Raw genomic sequence first — 19,366 nt, forward strand, 5'->3', positions numbered from 1 at the left:
TCAGCGCGTAATCTTTGGCTTCCGACGCGATTGCAAATCATTGTTATGTTCGCAATAGCCATATTCGGGCCACATTGCATTGATGTTTAAGGAGTCCGGCATGAGCAGTAAACCGGTAAATCGTTGGCTAATTGTTGCGGGTACCATCATTGTTCAAATGGGGTTGGGAACTATCTATACCTGGAGCTTATTTAATCAGCCACTGGGAGAGAAGTTCAGTTGGTCGTTAGGGGCAGTTGCAACCACATTTTCCATTACCAGTTTTTCTCTCGCTATTGCCACTCTGTTTGCTGGCCGCCTGCAAGAGCGCATAGGTATCCGTAAACTGACGTTACTTTCCGGTATCATTCTTGGTTTGGGCCTGATTGCCAGCTCTTTTGCCACATCATTAGGAATGATTTATCTATTGGCTGGTATCGTGGTCGGTTTCGCCGATGGCACCGCCTACATCACCACCCTGTCGAATCTGATCAAATGGTTCCCGGAACGTAAAGGGCTGATTTCCGGTATTTCAGTGGGGGCATTTGGTACCGGCAGCTTATTGTTCAAATATGTAAATGCCAGTCTGATTGCCAACCAAGGAGTGTCGCTGGCATTCTTCTACTGGGGCCTCATCGTGATGGTATTAGTAGGGGCTGGCTCTTTCCTGCTACAAGAGAAAGCAGTGGCACCACAGGTCAATAACAGCCTGCAAACCGCCCGTGCCGGGCGTGATTTTAGTGTCAAAGAGATGCTGGCGGTTAAAGAGTCTTACTTCTTATTTATCATCTTCTTCACCGCATGTATGAGTGGCTTATATCTGATTGGTATCGTGAAAGATTTAGGCGTACAACTGGCAGGAATGGACTTGGTGACGGCAGCCAACACCGTTTCAGCCATTGCCATCTTTAATACCGCCGGGCGCATTATCCTTGGCGCACTATCAGACAAAGTGGGCCGTCTGCGCGTAATCAGCTTCACCTTGCTGGTCACCACATTAGCGGTATCCGTGTTGAGTTTTGTTCCACTGACTCATGCGCTGTTCTTCTTGTGTGTCGGGGCGATAGCCTTCTGCTTCGGCGGCAATATTACGGTGTTCCCGGCGATTGTCGGCGACTTCTTCGGTCTGAAAAATCACAGTAAAAACTACGGTGTCATCTATCAAGGGTTTGGTTTGGGTGCTCTGGCAGGTTCGTTTATTGCCGCACAACTGGGTGGATATCAGGCGACCTTTATGGTTATCGCGGTGCTGTCAGTACTTTCCTTGCTGCTGACGTTGATAATCAAACCGCCAAAAGGTGCAGCAACCGAGACTGAAAGTACACCAACAGCAACAGCGGGCGTAACTGCCCGTAGCCATGCCTAATAGAGGGTGACACGGCCCACCATAACTAATACAACTCAGCCAGAGTTTGTAAAGTATGGGGGCTGTTTTAAAGCAATGATGTAAAAAAGCAGAGCCTTGGCTCTGCTTTCATATTTCAGCGATGGCGAACAAAAACCTTATAATTCATGTCCTAATGTCTGACGCAAGTAAGCGCCCGCCCCCAGCAAACCCGGTTGCTGATGGGTAATCATATAAACAGGAATATCTTGCAGGAAATCTTTGAAACGGCCTTTATCTTCAAAAGCACTGCGAAAGCCCGAAGCTGTAAAGAAATCCATAAAGCGTGGCACGATACCGCCAGCAATATAAACGCCGCCAAAAGTGCTGAGATTCAATGCCAGATTGCCGCCAAAACGGCCCATAATCACACAAAACAGTGATAAGGCGCGGCGGCAGTCAGTACAGCTATCCGCCAGAGCGCGTTCAGTAATATCTTTCGGTGCCAGATGTTCCGGTAGGCGTGCATCAGAAATCACGATAGCTCGGTATAAATTAACCAACCCCGGCCCGGAAAGTACTCGCTCGGCAGAAACATGGCCCAGTTCCTGACGCAATACCGCCAAAATAGAGTCTTCTTCTTCGCTGTTCGGGGCGAAGTCCACATGACCGCCCTCTCCCGGTAAGCTAATCCAACGGCGGCCCACATTAACTAAATGGGCCACACCCAGCCCAGTACCTGCACCATAAACCGCCACTGGTTTACCCGCTTGAGGCGTTGTGCCACCAAATTGCAACACATCCTGTTCGGACAACACCGGAATCGCCATCGATACTGCCGTAAAATCGTTGATCACCTCCAGATGATCCAACCCCAGGCTTTGCTGCATAGCTGCAATAGAAAATGCCCAAGTATGATTGGTCATCGCCACCCAATCCCCGGTAATCGGGCAAGCAATAGCGATACAGGCATCCTTTACGGTGACTGTATGCTCTGACAGATATTGCTTAATGACATCTTCCAGACTGTCGAATTCCAACCCTGAATATGTTTTTGCTTGTGATATTTCGCCCGTCGCCACAGCGCAAAGCGCCAAACGGGCATTAGTGCCGCCAACGTCACCCACCAGGGCATAGCTTGTCATCAGAAACTTCTCCGTTACAGGGATGCTTAACTTCAACTATGTCCACTGTAAAATCAGGCTGGAGAAACAACAATATCAATGCGCTAAACCCTTTCGCTTTGCGATAAAGATCACATAAAAACGTTTCAGCAACAGCAAAATACCGCTGCTGAAGGTGAAAAATGACGTAAATATTTAGCGTGAATTGCGCCCTTCCTCAGAAACCGGCTGCAATGTCGCAAGCTGGCGCGAGCGGATAACCCGCATCCGCAGGCTGTCATAGGCCCAGTTGTAACATACGGTGTAAGGCAGGAAGAACAAGAAGAAACCGATCTCCAACATAAATGCCTGTAATAGCGAAACACCCAACGTGAAAGCCGCGATAGGTAAGCCTATCAGGATAAAACCACCCTCGAAGCCCAGCGCATGGAGTACCCGCACGAGCAGAGTCTTTGCTACCCGACTGACTGGCCAGAAGTGGTCGAACAGACTGTTGTAAACAATATTCCACAGCATTGCCACTGAGGAGAGGATCAAGGCCAATGTTCCCATTTGCAGTATGGAGCGATCCAGTAACCATGCGCCGACGGGCGCACAAATGGCAACGGCAATCACTTCAAACCCAACGGCATGAATAATCCGCTCCAAGAGAGATCGGTGATGAACTTGCATAAAACACCTACTTAAATTAACTGATGACAGATTGTTAGAGGTGATTATCATCGTTTTTTAAGATAGATTAAAAATAGAACCCATCGATAAAATAGATAGTTTATGCATTATTCTCCCGAAGCCTTAATTGCATTTGTTGAAGCCGCAGCCCTTGGGTCCTTCTCCGCGGCAGCCCGTAAGCTACGCAAAAGCCAATCAACTATCAGCACCGCCATCGCCAATCTGGAAGCCGATCTGGGTTTGACCTTATTTGACCGCCAGGCGCGCCAACCGGTATTAACTGACCATGGTCGCCGGGTGCTATCCCATGTGCAGGAAATTCTGGCGGCCAGCGAACGGCTGGATAATCTATCAATACGTCTGGCAGGTCAGGTTGAAACCCGACTGACTTTTGTCCTTTCTGATACTTATCAACCAACACATCATGAGGACTTACTACGTCGCTTTGAGCAGCGTTACCCTGATATCGAATTTGAGTGCCTGATTGCCGAAGAGGGCGACGTCATTGACCTGCTGCAACTACGGCGAGCGCATATCGGTGTAGTAGAAGTTCAGTCGTACTATCCACCGGATATTGCGGCCAGCCGATTAGCCGCACAGACTGAAATGGCTATATTCGTGCAGCAGGGTCATGCGCTGGCAAAGCTCCCTCAGGTTCACCCCGAACAACTGGCTACCGCCCGGCAACTTTGCCTCAATACTTACAATCGTACTGAGCGCAACCAGTCGCAAGGGCTAATGTGGTCTGCCCCCAGCTACTTAATGTTGTTAGAAATGGCGGAGCAAGGCTTCGGCTGGGCGATTTTGCCACGCTGGCTGGTGGAGCAATACAGCCGTCAAAAACTGGTCGCGTTGCCCACCATTGGTTGGCCTAAAATGATCTCTATTGATGCGGTTTGGTCGAAAAAAAGCCCACCGGGGCCAGCGGGCTATTGGTTGTTAGACCAATTAACCGGTCGTAATGGTATCGATAAACCAGATGCCTAATTAGCTACCACTGTAATTATTTTCTGACATCCCTTTCTCCGCCTTATCTTGTGATCCCGTTAGCTTACGTCGTCGGTGAAAACGCATACACTAAACTGTCGTTTACTCTCGTTAATAAGGGTCATCATGGTCTATCAGGCAGCTTCCTCCCGTTATCAAGAGATGAAGTATCATCGTTGTGGTCGTAGTGGATTAATGCTTCCGGCAATTTCTCTTGGCCTGTGGCATAACTTTGGTGACAGCACGCTGTACGAAAATAGCCGCAATTTAGTGCATCGCGCTTTCGATAGTGGTATCACCCATTTTGATTTAGCCAATAACTATGGCCCGCCGCCCGGTTCAGCCGAGCTGAACTTTGGCCGCATCCTGCAACAAGACCTGCGCCCCTATCGTGATGAACTGATTATCTCTTCCAAAGCGGGATACACCATGTGGCCCGGCCCTTATGGTGACTGGGGTTCGAAGAAATATCTGGTAGCCAGTATCAACCAAAGCCTACAACGTATGGGGCTAGATTATGTAGATATTTTCTACCACCATCGCCCGGATCCTAATACACCATTGGAAGAAACCATGGCCGCATTGGACCTGCTGGTGCGCCAAGGTAAAGCGTTGTATATCGGGTTGTCCAACTATCCAGCGGCGCAAGCCCGTCAGGCCTGTGAAATTCTGGCAAATCTCGGTACGCCTTGCCTGATTCATCAGCCTAAATACTCTATGTTCGAACGCTGGATTGAAACCGGGCTGCAAGATACTTTGGATGAGTATGGCGTAGGATCTATTGCCTTTTCTCCGCTGGCAGGCGGCGTATTGACGGATCGCTATTTGGCGGGTATTCCGCAGGACTCAAGGGCTGCCAGTGGCAGTAAATTCCTTAATCCCGAGCAGCTTACCGCAGAAAAACTGGCCAAGGTGCGCCAGTTGAACGCATTGGCCCACGAACGCGGTCAGAAGTTGTCACAGATGTCTTTAGCCTGGGTATTACGTGGCGGGCGGGTGACTTCAGCACTGATTGGTGCCAGCAAAATCAGCCAGATTGACGACGCGGTTGGTATGCTAGCCAACACTGATTTCAGCACCGAAGAAATCAAACGTATTGAAGATATTCTGGTGTAAACGCTCTCTCCAAAGGCCCCAACAGGGGCACTCCGGTGCCCCTAATCCATCATTATTACAGATAAATCTCAATTTTTTATTTTACAGTTTTATCTGAATCACAGTTGCCGAACCGCAGTTTAAGATAGGCCATAGCCAATAAAGCTGCGCAAGGATAAATCATGTCAAAAGTGGATGTTTTGAAACCAACGATATTTAGACCTATTGCGTTAAGACCACTGTTATTAGTAACGATATTAGCCTGGTTTCCTCTCGTTCCTATGGCAAATGCCGAAAGTATTGAGCTACTCCCCAGTGTTTCATTGCAGATCGGTGAGCAAGATCGCCGTGGCAATTATTGGGATGGTTATGACTGGCGCGATCAACGATGGTGGCAGGATCATCAGGGCCGGGATTTAGGCGAACGAAATCGCCATGGACATTACTGGGATGGGCACCGCTGGCAAAACAGAGACTGGTGGCAAAAGAACTATTATTACCGTGAAGGGCGCTATCAGAAACACGATAAACATTATGACAACCACGGCAAGAAACATCATCGAGGGAAAGGGCATGACCGCCATCATGATGATGACTAATTAAAAAAGCTTCTGGCGGATGATTGGCTATCGATCCGCCAGTATGAAGAAGTTAGAGCAAGCTAATCAACAGATAAGCATTTAATCCAACCACCACTAACACAATCATCTTCCCCAAAATCTGAATCAATTTTGAGTTAACCATCTCTCCCATCAATTCTTTATTGCCAGTAAAGACCAGCAATGGAACTAACGCCAACGCAATACCAAAACTCAGCAGTACCTGGCTCATCACCAAGATCCGTGTTGCATCCATACCCGCCAGAATGACAATAAAGGAAGGCAACATCGTGACCGAGCGTCGCACCCAGATAGGGATATAAAACCGGACAAAGCCTTGCATGACGACCTGCCCTGCCAAGGTCCCCACCACTGTCGATGACAACCCAGCGGCAACCAGACTCAAACCAAAAATAGTGGCTGCGGCATTACCTAACAGGGGTTGTAGTGTGAGGTACGCTTGCTCGATTTCAGCAATACTGCCATAACCATTGAAATGGAAAGCCGCCGCCGCCGTTGCCATCATAGCCAGATTCACAAAACCGGCAATTGTCATGGCAATCGCCACATCCAATTTAGTCGCAGCATAACGAGAAGCCTTGGAGTTTTCTCCCGCCGTTTGCGTCAAGGATGAATGCAGATAAATAACATGCGGCATAATAGTGGCACCTAATACCCCGGCCGCTAGAAACACCGCGTCACGGTTAGGCAAGTCAGGAACCAACATACCGCGACCCAACGCCGCCAGTTCTGGTCGGGAGAAAATAAGTTCGACAATATAAGCCGCCGCTACAAATAACAGCAACCCACCGATAACCAGTTCGAGAGGTTTTTGCCCACGCTTTTGCAGCATAAGAATCAGGAAAGTGGCAATGCCGGTCAGGACAGCACCTTCAAGCAGGGTCACACCTAGCAGTAATTTAAACCCGATTGCCGCCCCAATAAACTCGGCCAGATCCGTGGCCATGGCGATGATTTCGGCTTGTACCCAGTAGGCCCATACCGCAGGCCGTGGAAAACGATCACGGATATGCTCAGCCAGATTTTTACCAGTGGCAATACCGAGTTTAGCGGACAGTAATTGGATCAACATAGCCATGATGTTGGCCCAAACCACCACCCACAATAAGGTATAACCGAAAGAGGCCCCCGCCTGAATATTGGTTGCGAAGTTACCGGGGTCGATATAACCGATGGCCGCGATAAAAGCAGGCCCCATCAGGGAGAGTTTTATCCTCCTTGATGTACGGCGGGATGTATCGACAGTACGGCTATTCAGCATTCAGTATTACCCTTGAAAACTTACGTCTACTTTCTTATCAATAATAATATCTAAATGATAATAATTATCAAGCGCACTTGGCGTGGTAGAACTTATCTCTCTGATAGCTAACACCGTATAATCACCCGTGGTAGCTTTCTGAAAAGTTGGGTTAAATGTTCCATCGCCCTTTTCGTAACGAATGACTACAATTGTTCAACCTAGCATATTTAAACTACTTCCGTAGCAAATTATTAACATCCTATTTTTTGTGATCCACTCCACTAATTCGTTTGCATTAGTGCAAGTGAATTTCTATATTTGCTGCCTACGTCTCGTTTTTAATGTAGCCGTTACATAAAATGTCCACCGAAATCTAGCCTGCCTCAAATTTGGAGCACACATGTCCCATATTCTGCAGTTTGCGTTGGCCTTAGTCGTGGTGGCCATATTAGCTCTGGCGATCTGTAAGGATCGTAAAAGCATCCGCATTCGGTTTGTTATTCAATTGCTGGTAATTGAAGTGTTGTTGGCGTACTTCTTCCTCCATTCGGAAGCTGGATTGGGTTTTGTGAAAGGATTCGCCGGTTTATTCGACAAGTTGCTTGGATTTGCCGCCAACGGTACCGACTTTGTCTTTGGCAATATGGGTGATAAAGGTTTGGCGTTCTTCTTCCTGAGAGTGCTGTGCCCTATCGTCTTTATTTCTGCTCTGATTGGTATTCTGCAATATATCAAAGTTCTCCCCGTCGTTATTCGTATCATTGGTACTTTGCTGTCTAAAGTTAACGGCATGGGTAAGCTGGAATCATTCAACGCCGTCAGCTCACTGATTCTGGGTCAATCTGAAAACTTCATCGCCTATAAAGACATTTTGGGCAAAATGTCTGAAAAACGCATGTACACCATGGCAGCAACTGCGATGTCGACAGTTTCTATGTCAATCGTGGGTGCATATATGTCAATGCTGGACGCGAAGTTTGTGGTTGCGGCGCTGGTACTTAACATGTTCAGTACCTTTATCGTGTTGTCATTGATCAACCCGTATAAAGCAGAGGACGAGGAAGAGTTGCAACTAAGCAACTTGCACGAAGGCCAAAGCTTCTTTGAAATGCTGGGTGAGTACATTCTGGCCGGTTTCAAAGTTGCTATCATCGTTGCAGCCATGCTGATTGGTTTTATCGCGTTAATTTCTGCGATGAATGCCTTATTTAGCTTGCTGTTCGGTATCAGCTTCCAGGGTATCTTGGGCTATGTCTTCTTCCCGTTTGCCTGGGTGATGGGCGTACCGACTCATGAAGCCTTACAAGTTGGTGGCATCATGGCAACCAAACTGGTATCTAACGAATTCGTGGCAATGATGGACTTGCAGAAAGTGGCATCAGAACTGTCGCCACGCAGCGTGGGTATTCTGTCAGTGTTCCTGGTTTCATTCGCTAACTTCTCCTCTATTGGTATCGTAGCCGGTGCGATTAAAGGTTTGAATGAGCACCAAGGGAATGTGGTTTCACGCTTTGGCTTGAAGCTGTTATACGGCTCTACGCTGGTCAGTGTGCTGTCCGCCTCTATTGCAGGCCTGGTACTCTAAGTATCAGAAAAAAATCTCTAAAGAGGCGCTACGGCGCCTTTTTTTATACCTGCGATTCATACCCGGACTATTTACACGGATGATGACTCTTTGAGTAATCAAAGGCTGGACAACTTTAGTGGGTAAGTTTAATGCCGCGACTGATGTGATATGCCCGTTAATAAGCAATAGATGGCGTTCTAAGTGAGGTAGTAAATATAATGGTGGGTCGTGCGGGATTACTCGGTCTCTGACCTCGCCCTTCGGGTCAACGCTCCCGCGTTGCTGTCTCGCTTCGCTCGGCTCGAACCTGAACGCAGGGTCTCACCCACACGATTTCGTGTAGTTTTTGAGTTTTTAGATCTGGGGAAGTTAATACGGTACTTGATATAATGGTGGGTCGTGCGGGATTACTCGGTCTCTGACCTCGCCCTTCGGGTCAACGCTCCCGCGTTGCTGTCTCGCTTCGCTCGGCTCGAACCTGAACGCAGGGTCTCACCCACACGATTTCGTGTAGTTTTTGAGTTTTTAAATCTGGGGAAGTTAATACGGTACTTGATATAATGGTGGGTCGTGCGGGATTCGAACCTGCGACCAATTGATTAAAAGTCAACTGCTCTACCAACTGAGCTAACGACCCATTATATAGATTTATTCGACATTTTTAACACGAGTCATGCGGGATTACTCATCCTGCGGATTCGCCCTTCGGGTCAACGCTTACGCGTTGCTGTCTCGCTTCGCTCGGCTCGAACCTTTAACCAATTGATTAAAAGTAACTATTCTGCCAACTGAGCTAACGACCCATTATATGGTAATACGAAGTAAAAGAAGTGGTGGGCGATACCAGATTCGAACTGATGACCCCCTCCGTGTAAAGGAGATGCTCTACCAACTGAGCTAATCGCCCACTTCTACTACCTTGAATCTTAATACTTTTAACAATGAGTGATGAGTGGTGGGCGATACCAGATTCGAACTGATGACCCCCTCCGTGTAAAGGAGATGCTCTACCAACTGAGCTAATCGCCCTCATCTATCTCATTTATTGCATAACACGTCGAGTTTGGTGGGCGATACCAGATTCGAACTGATGACCCCCTCCGTGTAAAGGAGATGCTCTACCAACTGAGCTAATCGCCCCGCCGTGTTGTTGGAGTCGCATTATAGGGATAGTTCGAAGTGAGTCAACGGTTTTTAAAACGAAAACAATCGTTCGCCGCAAATTTAAACAGGATGCGATATTTATCGCCGCTATGAACCTTTATTAAATGATCCCCAAAATATTTCAAGGTGCAGGACGGCGGCAAACAAATGAACCCGATGAGCTTACCCAAGGATGTGATTCGGGTGAGTGAGTGCGGCCAACACACCTGCAATTTGAAAGATGACAGGGATATCATCAATTGCATACCGGTAACATCGTTGAGGAATTACTACAGGGTGGTAGAATGTCGCCTACTTTTTCAAATTTCGAGCAACTGTCAGCTTTTGCTGACCGGCGTAGCGTAATAAGGCATCGATTCCAATGAAGATCAAAACCCGTTTTGCACCCAGTCCTACCGGCTATCTCCATGTAGGTGGCGCACGCACCGCATTGTATTCCTGGCTGTTCACCCGTCATTTAGGTGGTGAATTTGTTCTGCGCATTGAAGATACCGATCTTGAGCGCTCAACTCAGGAAGCCATCGACGCTATTATGGACGGTATGAACTGGTTGAATCTGGATTGGGATGAAGGCCCGTATTTTCAAACCAAACGGTTCGATCGCTACAATGCGGTGATTGACCAAATGTTGGAAAAGGGCACCGCTTATCGCTGCTATTGTTCTAAAGAGCGCCTGGAAGAGTTGCGTGAAACCCAAATGGCCAATGGCGAGAAACCTCGCTACGATGGTCGTTGCCGCGATAGCCAGTGCACTCATGGCGCTGATGAGCCATCAGTGGTACGTTTTCGCAACCCGCAGGAAGGTTCAGTCATTTTCGACGACAAAATCCGTGGCCCTATTGAATTCAGCAATCAGGAACTGGATGACTTAATCATCCGCCGTACCGATGGTTCACCAACCTATAACTTCTGTGTCGTCATCGATGACTGGGATATGGAAATCACCCATGTTATCCGTGGTGAAGACCATATCAACAATACACCGCGCCAGATTAATATTCTGAAAGCATTAGGCGCGCCAGTGCCTGAGTATGCTCATGTATCAATGATTCTGGGTGATGACGGTAAAAAACTGTCGAAACGCCACGGGGCTGTTGGTGTTATGCAATACCGCGATGACGGCTATCTGCCAGAGGCACTACTGAACTATTTGGTGCGTTTGGGTTGGTCTCATGGTGATCAGGAGATTTTCTCTGTGGCCGAGATGACCGAGCTGTTTACCCTCGATGCAGTCAGTAAGTCAGCCAGTGCATTCAATACTGAAAAATTACAGTGGTTGAATCATCACTATATCAATAGCCTGCCACCAGAGCATGTTGCTGTTCACCTGTCATGGCATGTTGAACAACTGGGGCTTGATACCCGTAATGGCCCTGAGTTAGTTGAAATCGTAAAACTGCTAGGTGAGCGCTGCAAAACGCTGAAAGAGATGGCCGAGTCCTGCCGTTACTTTTACGAAGAATTTGACGAGTTCGATGCTGATGCGGCTAAAAAACATTTGCGCCCAGTGGCCCGCCAGCCACTTGAAGCAGTTAAAGCCAAACTCGCCGCCATCACCGCCTGGACCACTGAAAACGTTCACAACGCGATTCAGGGCACGGCTGATGAGTTAGGTGTAGGTATGGGTAAAGTGGGGATGCCGCTGCGTGTCGCAGTCACTGGTGCGGGTCAATCGCCAGGAATGGATGTCACTGTCCATGCTATCGGTCAGGCACGCTCACTGGCACGTATTGATAAAGCATTAGCCTTTATCAGCGAGCGCGAAGCACAACAATAATACGGTTATTGCGCGTTCAATCAGGCGGCTATTCAGGCCGCCTTTTTATTATTACTCGTTAGATAGTGTGAGCGACATTTAATATTTAATGCTATTTACCCGCTGATTTGGCGGCTTTTTCAGCGCTTAACGCGAGAAATCGAATTAGCCGTTGACACTGTTTCAGTGGTTTCATATCATGCGCCCCGTTCACACGATTTATTATGTGCACATTGGGGCTATAGCTCAGCTGGGAGAGCGCTTGCATGGCATGCAAGAGGTCGACGGTTCGATCCCGTCTAGCTCCACCAAATTTTCTTGTTTGATTGCATCATCAGGCCAGAAAAGGGTGGCATCATAGATAAGTCAGTACGAACAACCACATTTGTGGGGCTATAGCTCAGCTGGGAGAGCGCTTGCATGGCATGCAAGAGGTCGACGGTTCGATCCCGTCTAGCTCCACCACTCTTTAAAAAACCGGCTTATGGCCGGTTTTTTGCTTTCTCGCGCAAGCCTCCCTCACTCTTTGTCATTTATCTCTGTTATCCTGCGAACTAATCAAAGGTATTGATTACGGTGGAAATAGGCATGAATCAGCAGCAACAAATCATTCAATGGCTACAGGCTGACCCTCATCGTATGCAGGCTTTGTCGATTGCCCGAGAGCTCGGGTTAAAGCAGTGGTGTCTGGCGGCAGGATTTGTGCGTAATCTGGTGTGGGATCAATTGCACGGGTACCCGTTAGCGACCGCGCTCAATGATATCGATTTAGTCTATTTCGATAAGCAACATGCCCACGAGCAGCATGACTTACAGCGAGAAGCGCAGCTACAGCAAAAGAGTGCGGCTCAGCATCTCTCCTTCCCCTGGTCAGTAAAAAATCAAGCCAGAATGCACCTGTATAGGGGTCGCCAACCTTATACCAGTACCGACGATGCTATTAGCTACTGGGTTGAAGTAGAAACAGCAATCGGTGCCAGGCTCAATGCGAGCGGCGATATTGAGCTGGTGGCTCCACTGGGTTTGGGCGCACTGTTTACCCGAACGATCACCTTGAACCCGAAAAACGGTGAGGCCGATACCTACTACCAACGGGTAAATAGCAAAGGTTGGCTGCAACATTGGCCTGAACTACGTTTGGTAATTTAACGTTTCAGAACCGTGTGGTAGCGTTTAAAAAAACAACCAAGTGATAAGCAAGTGATAAGATTGTGTAAAGCAGCCCTCAAAAGTTAAAGGTTAATATCCTCCCGTCGATAAGCATTACTCCATCCAGGTTTTACTAAGGAATAATGATGTCGAATACTATCTCTGCAGCATCCGTGTCAGTGAGCAGCAGTAGCTCTTCTGACAGCAGTGCGGCGGCACAAATTAAATCCATTAATCAGCAGATCCAAAAACTGACCGAAAAATTAAGTACCTTAAAAGATTCCGGTTTGACTGCAGATGAATTACAAAAGCAGCAGCAACAGATTCAGAGTCAAATTGCAGCGCTGCAAGCTGAGCTTGCCCGTATTCAGGCCAAGGAAGCGGATAAAACCAAAGAAGGTGACAACAATGCGGCAACTGCGCCCGCCGGTGATGGAGTAAACCGCCCTTCCGCACAGAACCAGATTGACGTTTATATTTAATAACATTGATATTCGGTTAAACAGTGATAGGGCGATGGCAACATAACGGCTATCGCCCTGTTTTAGAAAGTAAAATCAACCACGCTTGAGGGGTTTTACCAAACCATCCAATCCCTCGATTTTAATGGTCAGCGTCAGCTCCATCAACATACCTAACTTGCCTGGTGGGAATTCCCCTTTGCGGGCGAACCAGAGCAGGTACTCTTCAGGTAAGTCGATTAATACCCGCCCTTGGTATTTACCAAACGGCATCCGGGTATTGGCAATCTCAATCAAATTCTCTTTTTCCATACAGCCCTCTGGCGTTACCACTATTCACCCAGCAGACGAATCATTTCCGCTTCATCAATGACTGTAATCCCAAGCTCCTGCGCTTTCGCCAGTTTTGAGCCAGCCGCCTCACCAGCAATAACCAGATCCGTTTTTTTGGAAACACTGCCACTCACTTTGGCACCTAAAGCAGCCAGACGATCTTTCGCTTCGTCCCGTGAGAGAATGGTCAGTGAACCCGTCAACACCACTGTTTTCCCAGCAAAGGGGCTATCAATCTCTTCGGCAATAATTTGCTGAGGTTCCGGCCAACTGATCACTTGCTCTAGCGCCTCGATCACTTTCTGATTATGTTCTTCGCTGAGGAAATTCCGCACGTGCCTGGCTACCACTTCCCCGACATCTGGCACACTTTTTAATGCATCGATATCTGCCGCGCGCAAATTAGTCAGAGTGCGAAAATGAGCCGCTAAATTAGCCGCTGTCGCCTCCCCTACCTCACGAATACCCAAAGCATACAGGAAGCGGGCAAACGTCGTTTGCTTCGCCTTTTCTAGCGCCGCAATCAGATTTTGCGCCGATTTTGGCCCCATCCGATCTAAACCAGTCAGCTTGCCTGCGGTCAGCTCAAATAGATCAGCCGGGTTCTCGACATACTGTTTCTCTACCAGTTGCTCGATAATCTTGTCACCCATCCCGTCCACATCCAACGCCCGGCGCGAGACAAAATGCTTCAACGCCTCTTTACGCTGCGCTGCGCAGAACAGACCACCGGTGCAGCGGGCAACCGCCTCGCCTTCTACCCGCTCGATATCAGAACCACATACCGGGCAGTGCTCCGGGAAAACTATCTCTTTGGCATCCTGCGGGCGTTGTTCCATCACCACACCAACCACTTGTGGGATCACATCTCCAGCGCGGCGAATAATAACGGTATCACCAATGCGTATACCAAGACGCTCAATTTCATCGGCGTTATGCAGTGTCGCATTACTGACAACCACGCCAGCTACCTGCACTGGTTCCAGACGTGCGACCGGGGTGATAGCACCGGTGCGCCCCACCTGAAACTCCACGTCGCGAACTTGAGTTATCTGTTCCTGCGCCTGAAATTTAAACGCCGTAGCCCAACGGGGAGCGCGTGCTACAAACCCCAATCTTTCTTGCAAGTCGAGTGAATCAACCTTGATAACCACGCCATCAATATCAAACCCCAAACTGGCACGGTCCTGTTCTACCTGACGATAGAAGGCAATGACCTCATCACTACCGGTGCATAACTTCACTCGATTACTGACCGGCAGACCCCAGGCTTTAAATTGCATCAGGCGCTGAATATGACTGCGCGCAAGCTCACCGCCATCGAGTAAACCCACACCATAACAGAAGAACATTAATGGCCGTTTGGCGGTGATGCGGGGGTCGAGCTGACGTAACGATCCGGCAGCAGCATTGCGTGGATTGGCAAAAATTTTACCGCCTTTGCGACGCGCCTCTTCGTTAAGTTGCTCAAAACCGGCTTGTGGCATAAAGACTTCACCGCGAACTTCCACCCGCTGTGGGATATTCTCCCCATGTAGGCGCAGTGGAATGGCACGGATGGTACGCACATTCGCGGTAATATTTTCACCCGTGGTACCGTCACCACGGGTAGCAGCTCTAACTAACTCACCATTCTCATACAATAGGCTGACCGCCAGGCCATCGAGCTTCAGCTCACAGCAGAAGGTCAACGGCTCAGCGGTTTTCAGCCGGTCATGCACCCGTTTGTCAAAAGCCAGGTAGCTCTCTTCATCGAAAACGTTATCAAGAGATAACATCGGCACTTCGTGTCTAACCTGTTCAAATGCATCAAGCGGCGCAGCACCAACCCGCTGTGTCGGTGAATCATGAGTAATCAATTCAGGATGTTGTGCTTCCAGGGAACGTAATTGCTGCATCAAACGGTCATATTCAGCATCAGGGATCTCAGGGGCATCCAACACATGATAAAGATGTTCGTGATGGCGCAATGAGGTTCTTAGTTGATTAATTTGCTGAATTATCGATTCCATGGCTCACCATCAAAGATAAAAAACCCCCGGCATGCGGGGGTTCGGGTTAATTCGATTCATTGCGAGGTAACGTTATCAGGCGCTAGCGTTTGCATCCAGCACTTCACGGATACGCGCCTTATACGTTTCCAGCTTCTGCGGGGTCATCATGCGGCGATCATCATCCAACACTACACCACCGACATCATCAGCAATGCGTTGGGCTGATTGCAGCATTAATTTAAAGTTCTGATTGGCATCACCATAAGACGGCACCATCATAAACATTGAGACACCCGGCGTTGAAAAATCAGACATGGTATCAGGGTCGAAAGAACCCGGTTTTACCATATTCGCCAAACTGAATAATACTGGGCCACTGCCTGCCGGGCTAAGATGACGATGGAAAATACCCATCTCACCAAACTGGAAACCAGACTGAAGAACACTCTGTAGCAGCAACTCGCCGCCAAGAGCGCCACCATGATGCGCAGCAACATGCAGCACCAAAACGGTCTCTTTCAGTTTCTGTGGTTTCACCTCTGCTGCCGGAGCGACAGGCTCTGGTTGTGATTCCACATGTTGTGGTGCCACACGAGGTGCAGGTTCTGCCACATGCTGTGGCTCTGCGTGTCGCGGTTGCGAATACGACTCTTCAACCGATCCAAGCAAAGGATCACGCTGTGATGCATGCGGTGGTTGCTCAGCCGATAGCCCACCCAAAAGAGGGTCGTCATAGTCTGTTGGCACTGAAGCAAAAGGCTTGTGACGAGGTTCCGTCTTGACCTGAGCCGGTTTGGTATCAGTATGCTGAATAACCGGCATGTCTTCGTCGTCGTCATCAATATGACTAAACGAAGGCTTCTCCTGTGGATGAGCAGTGCGGACGCGCACTTCTCCTACCCCTTCATCGAGACTCTCGATCGGGGTTTCAACACGTTCTTGTTTCGGACGTTTAACTGGGCGATCGCGAAAAAGTGAAGAGCGTTCTTTACGGCTGGTCCATAAACCATGCAATAACAACGCTATTATGGCGATCGCGCCAACAACGATTAATATCAGACGCAAATCCTGCATCATTACTATCTCTGTTGTTCCAATACATTGCCACCGCGGCAAACATTCACCCTTTAACTCTATTTGCCAACGAACACAAGTGCAAGTCCGTGCTCAATTTTCTTCGAAGAAAGATGATTATGCTAGATGTTTCGCTCGTTTTTTGCACAATATGTGACTATGCAGTGGGAAATCATACCGATATGATACGTGGGTCAATAGACTTACAGAGAACTGAATGGCATGGCGTATACGCAAAAAGCGGTAAAAAAGGTGAGTGGTGTCCATTATTTCGCCCAAGGATGGCAATTAATTTCCCGTCCGGGTATCCGGCGATTTGTTATTTTGCCCTTACTGGTAAATATTCTGCTGATGGGGGGCGCCTTCTGGTGGTTATTCAACCGTATAGGTGATTGGGTTCCACAATTGATGAGCCATGTTCCCGACTGGTTACAGTGGCTGAGTTATTTGTTGTGGCCAGTAATGGTTATCTCGGTGCTACTGGTATTCAGTTACCTGTTCAGTACCCTGGCCAATATTATTGCAGCCCCCTTTAGCGGCTTGCTGGCTGAGCAACTGGAGGCCAGTCTGACGGGTAAACCACTGCCAGACACCGGTATATGGGGAATAGTTAAAGATTTGCCGCGCATCATGGCGCGCGAGTGGCAAAAACTGGCTTACTACCTGCCCCGGGCATTAGGGCTACTGCTGCTCTACTTTATCCCTGGCATTGGTCAGACCGTTGCGCCGGTATTGTGGTTCTTATTCAGTGCCTGGATGCTATCAATTCAATATTGCGATTATCCCTTTGATAACCATAAAGTGAGTTTCCAGCAGATGCGCAGTGCATTGCGACAAAATAAAGTCGATAACTTGCAATTTGGTGCACTGGTGAGCTTGTTTACTATGATCCCATTCCTTAATCTGGTGATTCTGCCGGTTGCCGTTTGCGGAGCCACCGCAATGTGGGTAGATCGTTACCGCGACCAGTTTACTCAACCACCTCGTTAATCTCCTTTGGGCGTGCCAGCCACGCCCTTAAAGCTATTGGGATTAAAACTTATTTCCTAATAACATATCGATATACTAATTACTTACTTCCATAGCCATACTGTTAGCGTATGCTTTGAACGTTTCCTACATTTTCATAGAGTTAAAGGACGGGCTATGAGCAAGATATATGAAGACAACTCTTTAACAATCGGCCATACGCCGCTGGTTCGTCTGAACCGTATCGGTAACGGGCGCATTTTGGCGAAGGTTGAATCACGCAATCCAAGTTTCAGCGTTAAATGCCGTATCGGTTCCAATATGATTTGGGATGCCGAAAAGCGCGGCATTCTGACCGCAGGCAAAGAGCTGGTAGAACCTACCAGCGGTAATACCGGCATTGCTTTGGCATTTGTTGCCGCCGCTCGCGGTTATAAATTAACCCTTACCATGCCAGAAACCATGAGCATTGAGCGCCGTAAGCTACTAAAAGCGCTCGGCGCTAATCTGGTCCTGACCGAAGGGGCCAAAGGGATGAAAGGAGCCATTGCTAAAGCGGAAGAGATTCAAGCAACTGACCCTGACCGTTACCTGATTTTGCAGCAATTCAGTAATCCAGCGAATCCGGAAATTCATGAGCAAACCACCGGCCCGGAAATTTGGGAAGATACCGATGGTGAAGTGGACGTCTTTATCGCAGGTGTCGGTACCGGTGGTACCCTGACCGGTGTTAGCCGCTACATTAAAAATACCAAAGGCAAAGCGATTATCACTGTGGCGGTTGAACCGACTGACTCCCCGGTTATCACGCAAGCGTTGGCTGGACAGGAAATCAAACCCGGCCCACATAAAATCCAAGGTATCGGTGCTGGCTTTATTCCCGGCAACCTCGATCTGAGTTTGGTTGACCGCGTAGCGTTGGTAACCAATGATGAAGCTATCTCAATGGCTCGCCGTTTGATGGACGAAGAAGGCATTTTGGCCGGTATTTCTTCCGGTGCAGCAGTTGCGGCAGCAGTCAAACTTTCCGAAGAAGATGGCTTTACTGACAAAACAATTGTGGTTATTCTTCCCTCCTCGGGTGAGCGTTATTTAAGCACAGCATTGTTTGCAGATTTGTTCACTGAGCAAGAGCTGCAACAGTAGTCAGGCTGTCGCACTAAATGCTAAAAAAGCACCCTCATGGGTGCTTTTTTTGTGGCGCACTTCAAAGTTTTTACTACATAAAGATTGATTTTACCCTCTGGGTTTAGTATTTAACCGGTCAATTATTTTGATACGCGAAATTAATCGTATCTTGAGTGAATCTCTGGCTGAATCGATTTAACAATTATGCAATGCGACAAAAAATGTCATCACCGAACGTGGATTGAAGACATAACGCAAAGAGAGCATTATTCTTAGATACGACAGTGTCGATTTTAGACCTGAATTCAGGTTGCATCAGAAACTGTCTTTGTGACTTGCCGGTGGTTGAGGCATAGTCATGCGCAAGTCAGATAGTCTTGTTATACGCGCACCAATACAGGCTAAAGTTTGGGTTCTACACTAAACTTTAGCTCCACAACATAAATCCAATAAGTTGGGGAAATACAATGTTCCAGCAAGAAGTTACTATTACTGCACCAAATGGTCTGCATACCCGCCCGGCTGCCCAGTTCGTAAAAGAAGCAAAAGGCTTTGCGTCTGAAATTACTGTGATCTCTAACGGTAAAAGCGCCAGCGCCAAGAGCCTGTTTAAACTACAAACTCTGGGCCTGACCCAAGGTACTGTTGTTACGATCTCGGCTGTTGGTGAAGATGAGAAGAAAGCTGTTGAGCATCTGGTAAAACTGATGGCTGAGCTTGAGTAATC

At 48.2% G+C, this 19,366-nt stretch carries 17 protein-coding genes, 6 tRNA genes and 3 other RNA genes; 13 read left to right on the forward strand and 13 right to left on the reverse strand.

Annotated elements, in window-relative coordinates; all coding sequences use genetic code 11:
- Nucleotides 1–100 precede the first annotated feature (100 nt).
- A complete protein-coding gene (locus Q2T72_RS15440) occupies nucleotides 101–1,345 on the forward strand; it encodes an OFA family MFS transporter (RefSeq protein WP_083163469.1) in 1,245 nt (414 codons plus the stop codon).
- Between the two features lie 137 nt (nucleotides 1,346–1,482).
- Here Q2T72_RS15440 and glk read toward each other — a convergent pair whose 3' ends face one another.
- On the reverse strand, nucleotides 1,483–2,448 hold the full coding sequence (gene glk / locus Q2T72_RS15445; protein WP_372569426.1) for a glucokinase: 966 nt from the start codon (nucleotides 2,446–2,448) through the stop codon (nucleotides 1,483–1,485).
- Between the two features lie 174 nt (nucleotides 2,449–2,622).
- Nucleotides 2,623–3,099 (reverse strand): multidrug/biocide efflux PACE transporter, encoded by a 477-nt coding sequence (locus tag Q2T72_RS15450; RefSeq protein WP_083163464.1) that lies wholly within the window; start codon nucleotides 3,097–3,099, stop codon nucleotides 2,623–2,625.
- A 102-nt stretch (nucleotides 3,100–3,201) separates the two neighbouring features.
- Between Q2T72_RS15450 and Q2T72_RS15455 the strand changes: the two genes are divergently transcribed.
- The 3 genes from Q2T72_RS15455 to Q2T72_RS15465 all read left to right on the forward strand — a co-directional run bounded on the left by Q2T72_RS15455 (nucleotide 3,202) and on the right by Q2T72_RS15465 (nucleotide 5,780).
- Nucleotides 3,202–4,086 (forward strand): LysR family transcriptional regulator, encoded by an 885-nt coding sequence (locus Q2T72_RS15455; protein WP_083163462.1) that lies wholly within the window; start codon nucleotides 3,202–3,204, stop codon nucleotides 4,084–4,086.
- 126 nt (nucleotides 4,087–4,212) lie between these two features.
- Nucleotides 4,213–5,202 carry an aldo/keto reductase gene (locus Q2T72_RS15460; RefSeq protein WP_083163459.1) on the forward strand — a complete coding sequence of 330 codons (990 nt, stop codon included), beginning with the start codon at nucleotides 4,213–4,215 and terminating at the stop codon, nucleotides 5,200–5,202.
- A 161-nt stretch (nucleotides 5,203–5,363) separates the two neighbouring features.
- Nucleotides 5,364–5,780 carry a DUF2502 domain-containing protein gene (locus tag Q2T72_RS15465; RefSeq protein WP_372569427.1) on the forward strand — a complete coding sequence of 139 codons (417 nt, stop codon included), beginning with the start codon at nucleotides 5,364–5,366 and terminating at the stop codon, nucleotides 5,778–5,780.
- A 52-nt stretch (nucleotides 5,781–5,832) separates the two neighbouring features.
- Here Q2T72_RS15465 and Q2T72_RS15470 read toward each other — a convergent pair whose 3' ends face one another.
- Nucleotides 5,833–7,062 carry an Nramp family divalent metal transporter gene (locus tag Q2T72_RS15470; protein WP_083163454.1) on the reverse strand — a complete coding sequence of 410 codons (1,230 nt, stop codon included), beginning with the start codon at nucleotides 7,060–7,062 and terminating at the stop codon, nucleotides 5,833–5,835.
- A 382-nt stretch (nucleotides 7,063–7,444) separates the two neighbouring features.
- Between Q2T72_RS15470 and Q2T72_RS15475 the strand changes: the two genes are divergently transcribed.
- Nucleotides 7,445–8,629: a NupC/NupG family nucleoside CNT transporter gene (locus tag Q2T72_RS15475; protein WP_083163451.1), complete on the forward strand. Its 1,185-nt coding sequence runs from the start codon at nucleotides 7,445–7,447 to the stop codon at nucleotides 8,627–8,629.
- A gap of 201 nt (nucleotides 8,630–8,830) precedes the next feature.
- On the opposite strand, the gene Q2T72_RS15480 is transcribed toward Q2T72_RS15475, so the two are convergent.
- The 7 genes from Q2T72_RS15480 to Q2T72_RS15510 form a co-directional block, all read right to left on the reverse strand.
- A non-coding RNA gene (locus Q2T72_RS15480) (RtT sRNA) lies at nucleotides 8,831–8,956 on the reverse strand.
- A 45-nt stretch (nucleotides 8,957–9,001) separates the two neighbouring features.
- Nucleotides 9,002–9,127: non-coding RNA, RtT sRNA (locus Q2T72_RS15485), on the reverse strand.
- A gap of 45 nt (nucleotides 9,128–9,172) precedes the next feature.
- Nucleotides 9,173–9,248: transfer RNA gene (locus Q2T72_RS15490), tRNA-Lys, on the reverse strand.
- Nucleotides 9,249–9,291: 43 nt separating this feature from the next.
- Nucleotides 9,292–9,383: non-coding RNA, RtT sRNA (locus Q2T72_RS15495), on the reverse strand.
- 59 nt (nucleotides 9,384–9,442) lie between these two features.
- Nucleotides 9,443–9,518: transfer RNA gene (locus Q2T72_RS15500), tRNA-Val, on the reverse strand.
- A gap of 46 nt (nucleotides 9,519–9,564) precedes the next feature.
- Nucleotides 9,565–9,640: transfer RNA gene (locus tag Q2T72_RS15505), tRNA-Val, on the reverse strand.
- A 35-nt stretch (nucleotides 9,641–9,675) separates the two neighbouring features.
- Nucleotides 9,676–9,751 (reverse strand) — tRNA-Val (locus Q2T72_RS15510).
- A gap of 385 nt (nucleotides 9,752–10,136) precedes the next feature.
- Here Q2T72_RS15510 and gltX point away from each other — a divergent pair.
- The 5 genes from gltX (at nucleotide 10,137) to Q2T72_RS15535 (ending at nucleotide 13,162) form a co-directional block, all read left to right on the forward strand.
- Nucleotides 10,137–11,552, forward strand: a complete 1,416-nt coding sequence (gene gltX / locus Q2T72_RS15515) for a glutamate--tRNA ligase (RefSeq protein ID WP_372569428.1) — start codon at nucleotides 10,137–10,139, stop codon at nucleotides 11,550–11,552.
- 214 nt (nucleotides 11,553–11,766) lie between these two features.
- Nucleotides 11,767–11,842, forward strand: a tRNA-Ala gene (locus Q2T72_RS15520).
- 78 nt (nucleotides 11,843–11,920) lie between these two features.
- Nucleotides 11,921–11,996: transfer RNA gene (locus tag Q2T72_RS15525), tRNA-Ala, on the forward strand.
- Nucleotides 11,997–12,119: 123 nt separating this feature from the next.
- Nucleotides 12,120–12,680, forward strand: coding sequence for a nucleotidyltransferase family protein (locus Q2T72_RS15530; protein ID WP_372569429.1), 561 nt, complete (start codon nucleotides 12,120–12,122; stop codon nucleotides 12,678–12,680).
- Nucleotides 12,681–12,826: 146 nt separating this feature from the next.
- Nucleotides 12,827–13,162: a FlxA-like family protein gene (locus Q2T72_RS15535; protein WP_083163444.1), complete on the forward strand. Its 336-nt coding sequence runs from the start codon at nucleotides 12,827–12,829 to the stop codon at nucleotides 13,160–13,162.
- 75 nt (nucleotides 13,163–13,237) lie between these two features.
- On the opposite strand, the gene Q2T72_RS15540 is transcribed toward Q2T72_RS15535, so the two are convergent.
- The 3 genes from Q2T72_RS15540 to zipA all read right to left on the reverse strand — a co-directional run bounded on the left by Q2T72_RS15540 (nucleotide 13,238) and on the right by zipA (nucleotide 16,545).
- Nucleotides 13,238–13,453, reverse strand: a complete 216-nt coding sequence (locus tag Q2T72_RS15540) for a DUF3820 family protein (RefSeq protein WP_005183737.1) — start codon at nucleotides 13,451–13,453, stop codon at nucleotides 13,238–13,240.
- A 20-nt stretch (nucleotides 13,454–13,473) separates the two neighbouring features.
- Entirely contained in the window at nucleotides 13,474–15,486 is a 2,013-nt protein-coding gene (ligA, locus tag Q2T72_RS15545) for an NAD-dependent DNA ligase LigA (protein ID WP_372569430.1), read from the reverse strand.
- Nucleotides 15,487–15,561: 75 nt separating this feature from the next.
- Complete coding sequence (zipA, locus tag Q2T72_RS15550; protein ID WP_102970550.1) at nucleotides 15,562–16,545, reverse strand: cell division protein ZipA; 984 nt, start codon at nucleotides 16,543–16,545, stop codon at nucleotides 15,562–15,564.
- 219 nt (nucleotides 16,546–16,764) lie between these two features.
- Here zipA and cysZ point away from each other — a divergent pair, with 219 nt between their 5' ends.
- The 3 genes from cysZ to ptsH all read left to right on the forward strand — a co-directional run bounded on the left by cysZ (nucleotide 16,765) and on the right by ptsH (nucleotide 19,364).
- On the forward strand, nucleotides 16,765–17,532 hold the full coding sequence (cysZ, locus tag Q2T72_RS15555) for a sulfate transporter CysZ (protein ID WP_372559579.1): 768 nt from the start codon (nucleotides 16,765–16,767) through the stop codon (nucleotides 17,530–17,532).
- A gap of 156 nt (nucleotides 17,533–17,688) precedes the next feature.
- The gene (gene cysK, locus Q2T72_RS15560) at nucleotides 17,689–18,657 is read left to right on the forward strand and encodes a cysteine synthase A (protein ID WP_083163436.1); all 969 of its coding nucleotides are present in this window, start codon (nucleotides 17,689–17,691) and stop codon (nucleotides 18,655–18,657) included.
- Between the two features lie 449 nt (nucleotides 18,658–19,106).
- Nucleotides 19,107–19,364, forward strand: coding sequence for a phosphocarrier protein Hpr (ptsH, locus tag Q2T72_RS15565; protein ID WP_083163435.1), 258 nt, complete (start codon nucleotides 19,107–19,109; stop codon nucleotides 19,362–19,364).
- Nucleotides 19,365–19,366 lie beyond the last annotated feature (2 nt).

The sequence above is a fragment of the Yersinia sp. 2466 StPb PI genome, assembly GCF_041538325.1.
In the GTDB taxonomy this organism is placed as follows: Bacteria; Pseudomonadota; Gammaproteobacteria; order Enterobacterales; family Enterobacteriaceae; genus Yersinia; species Yersinia enterocolitica_E.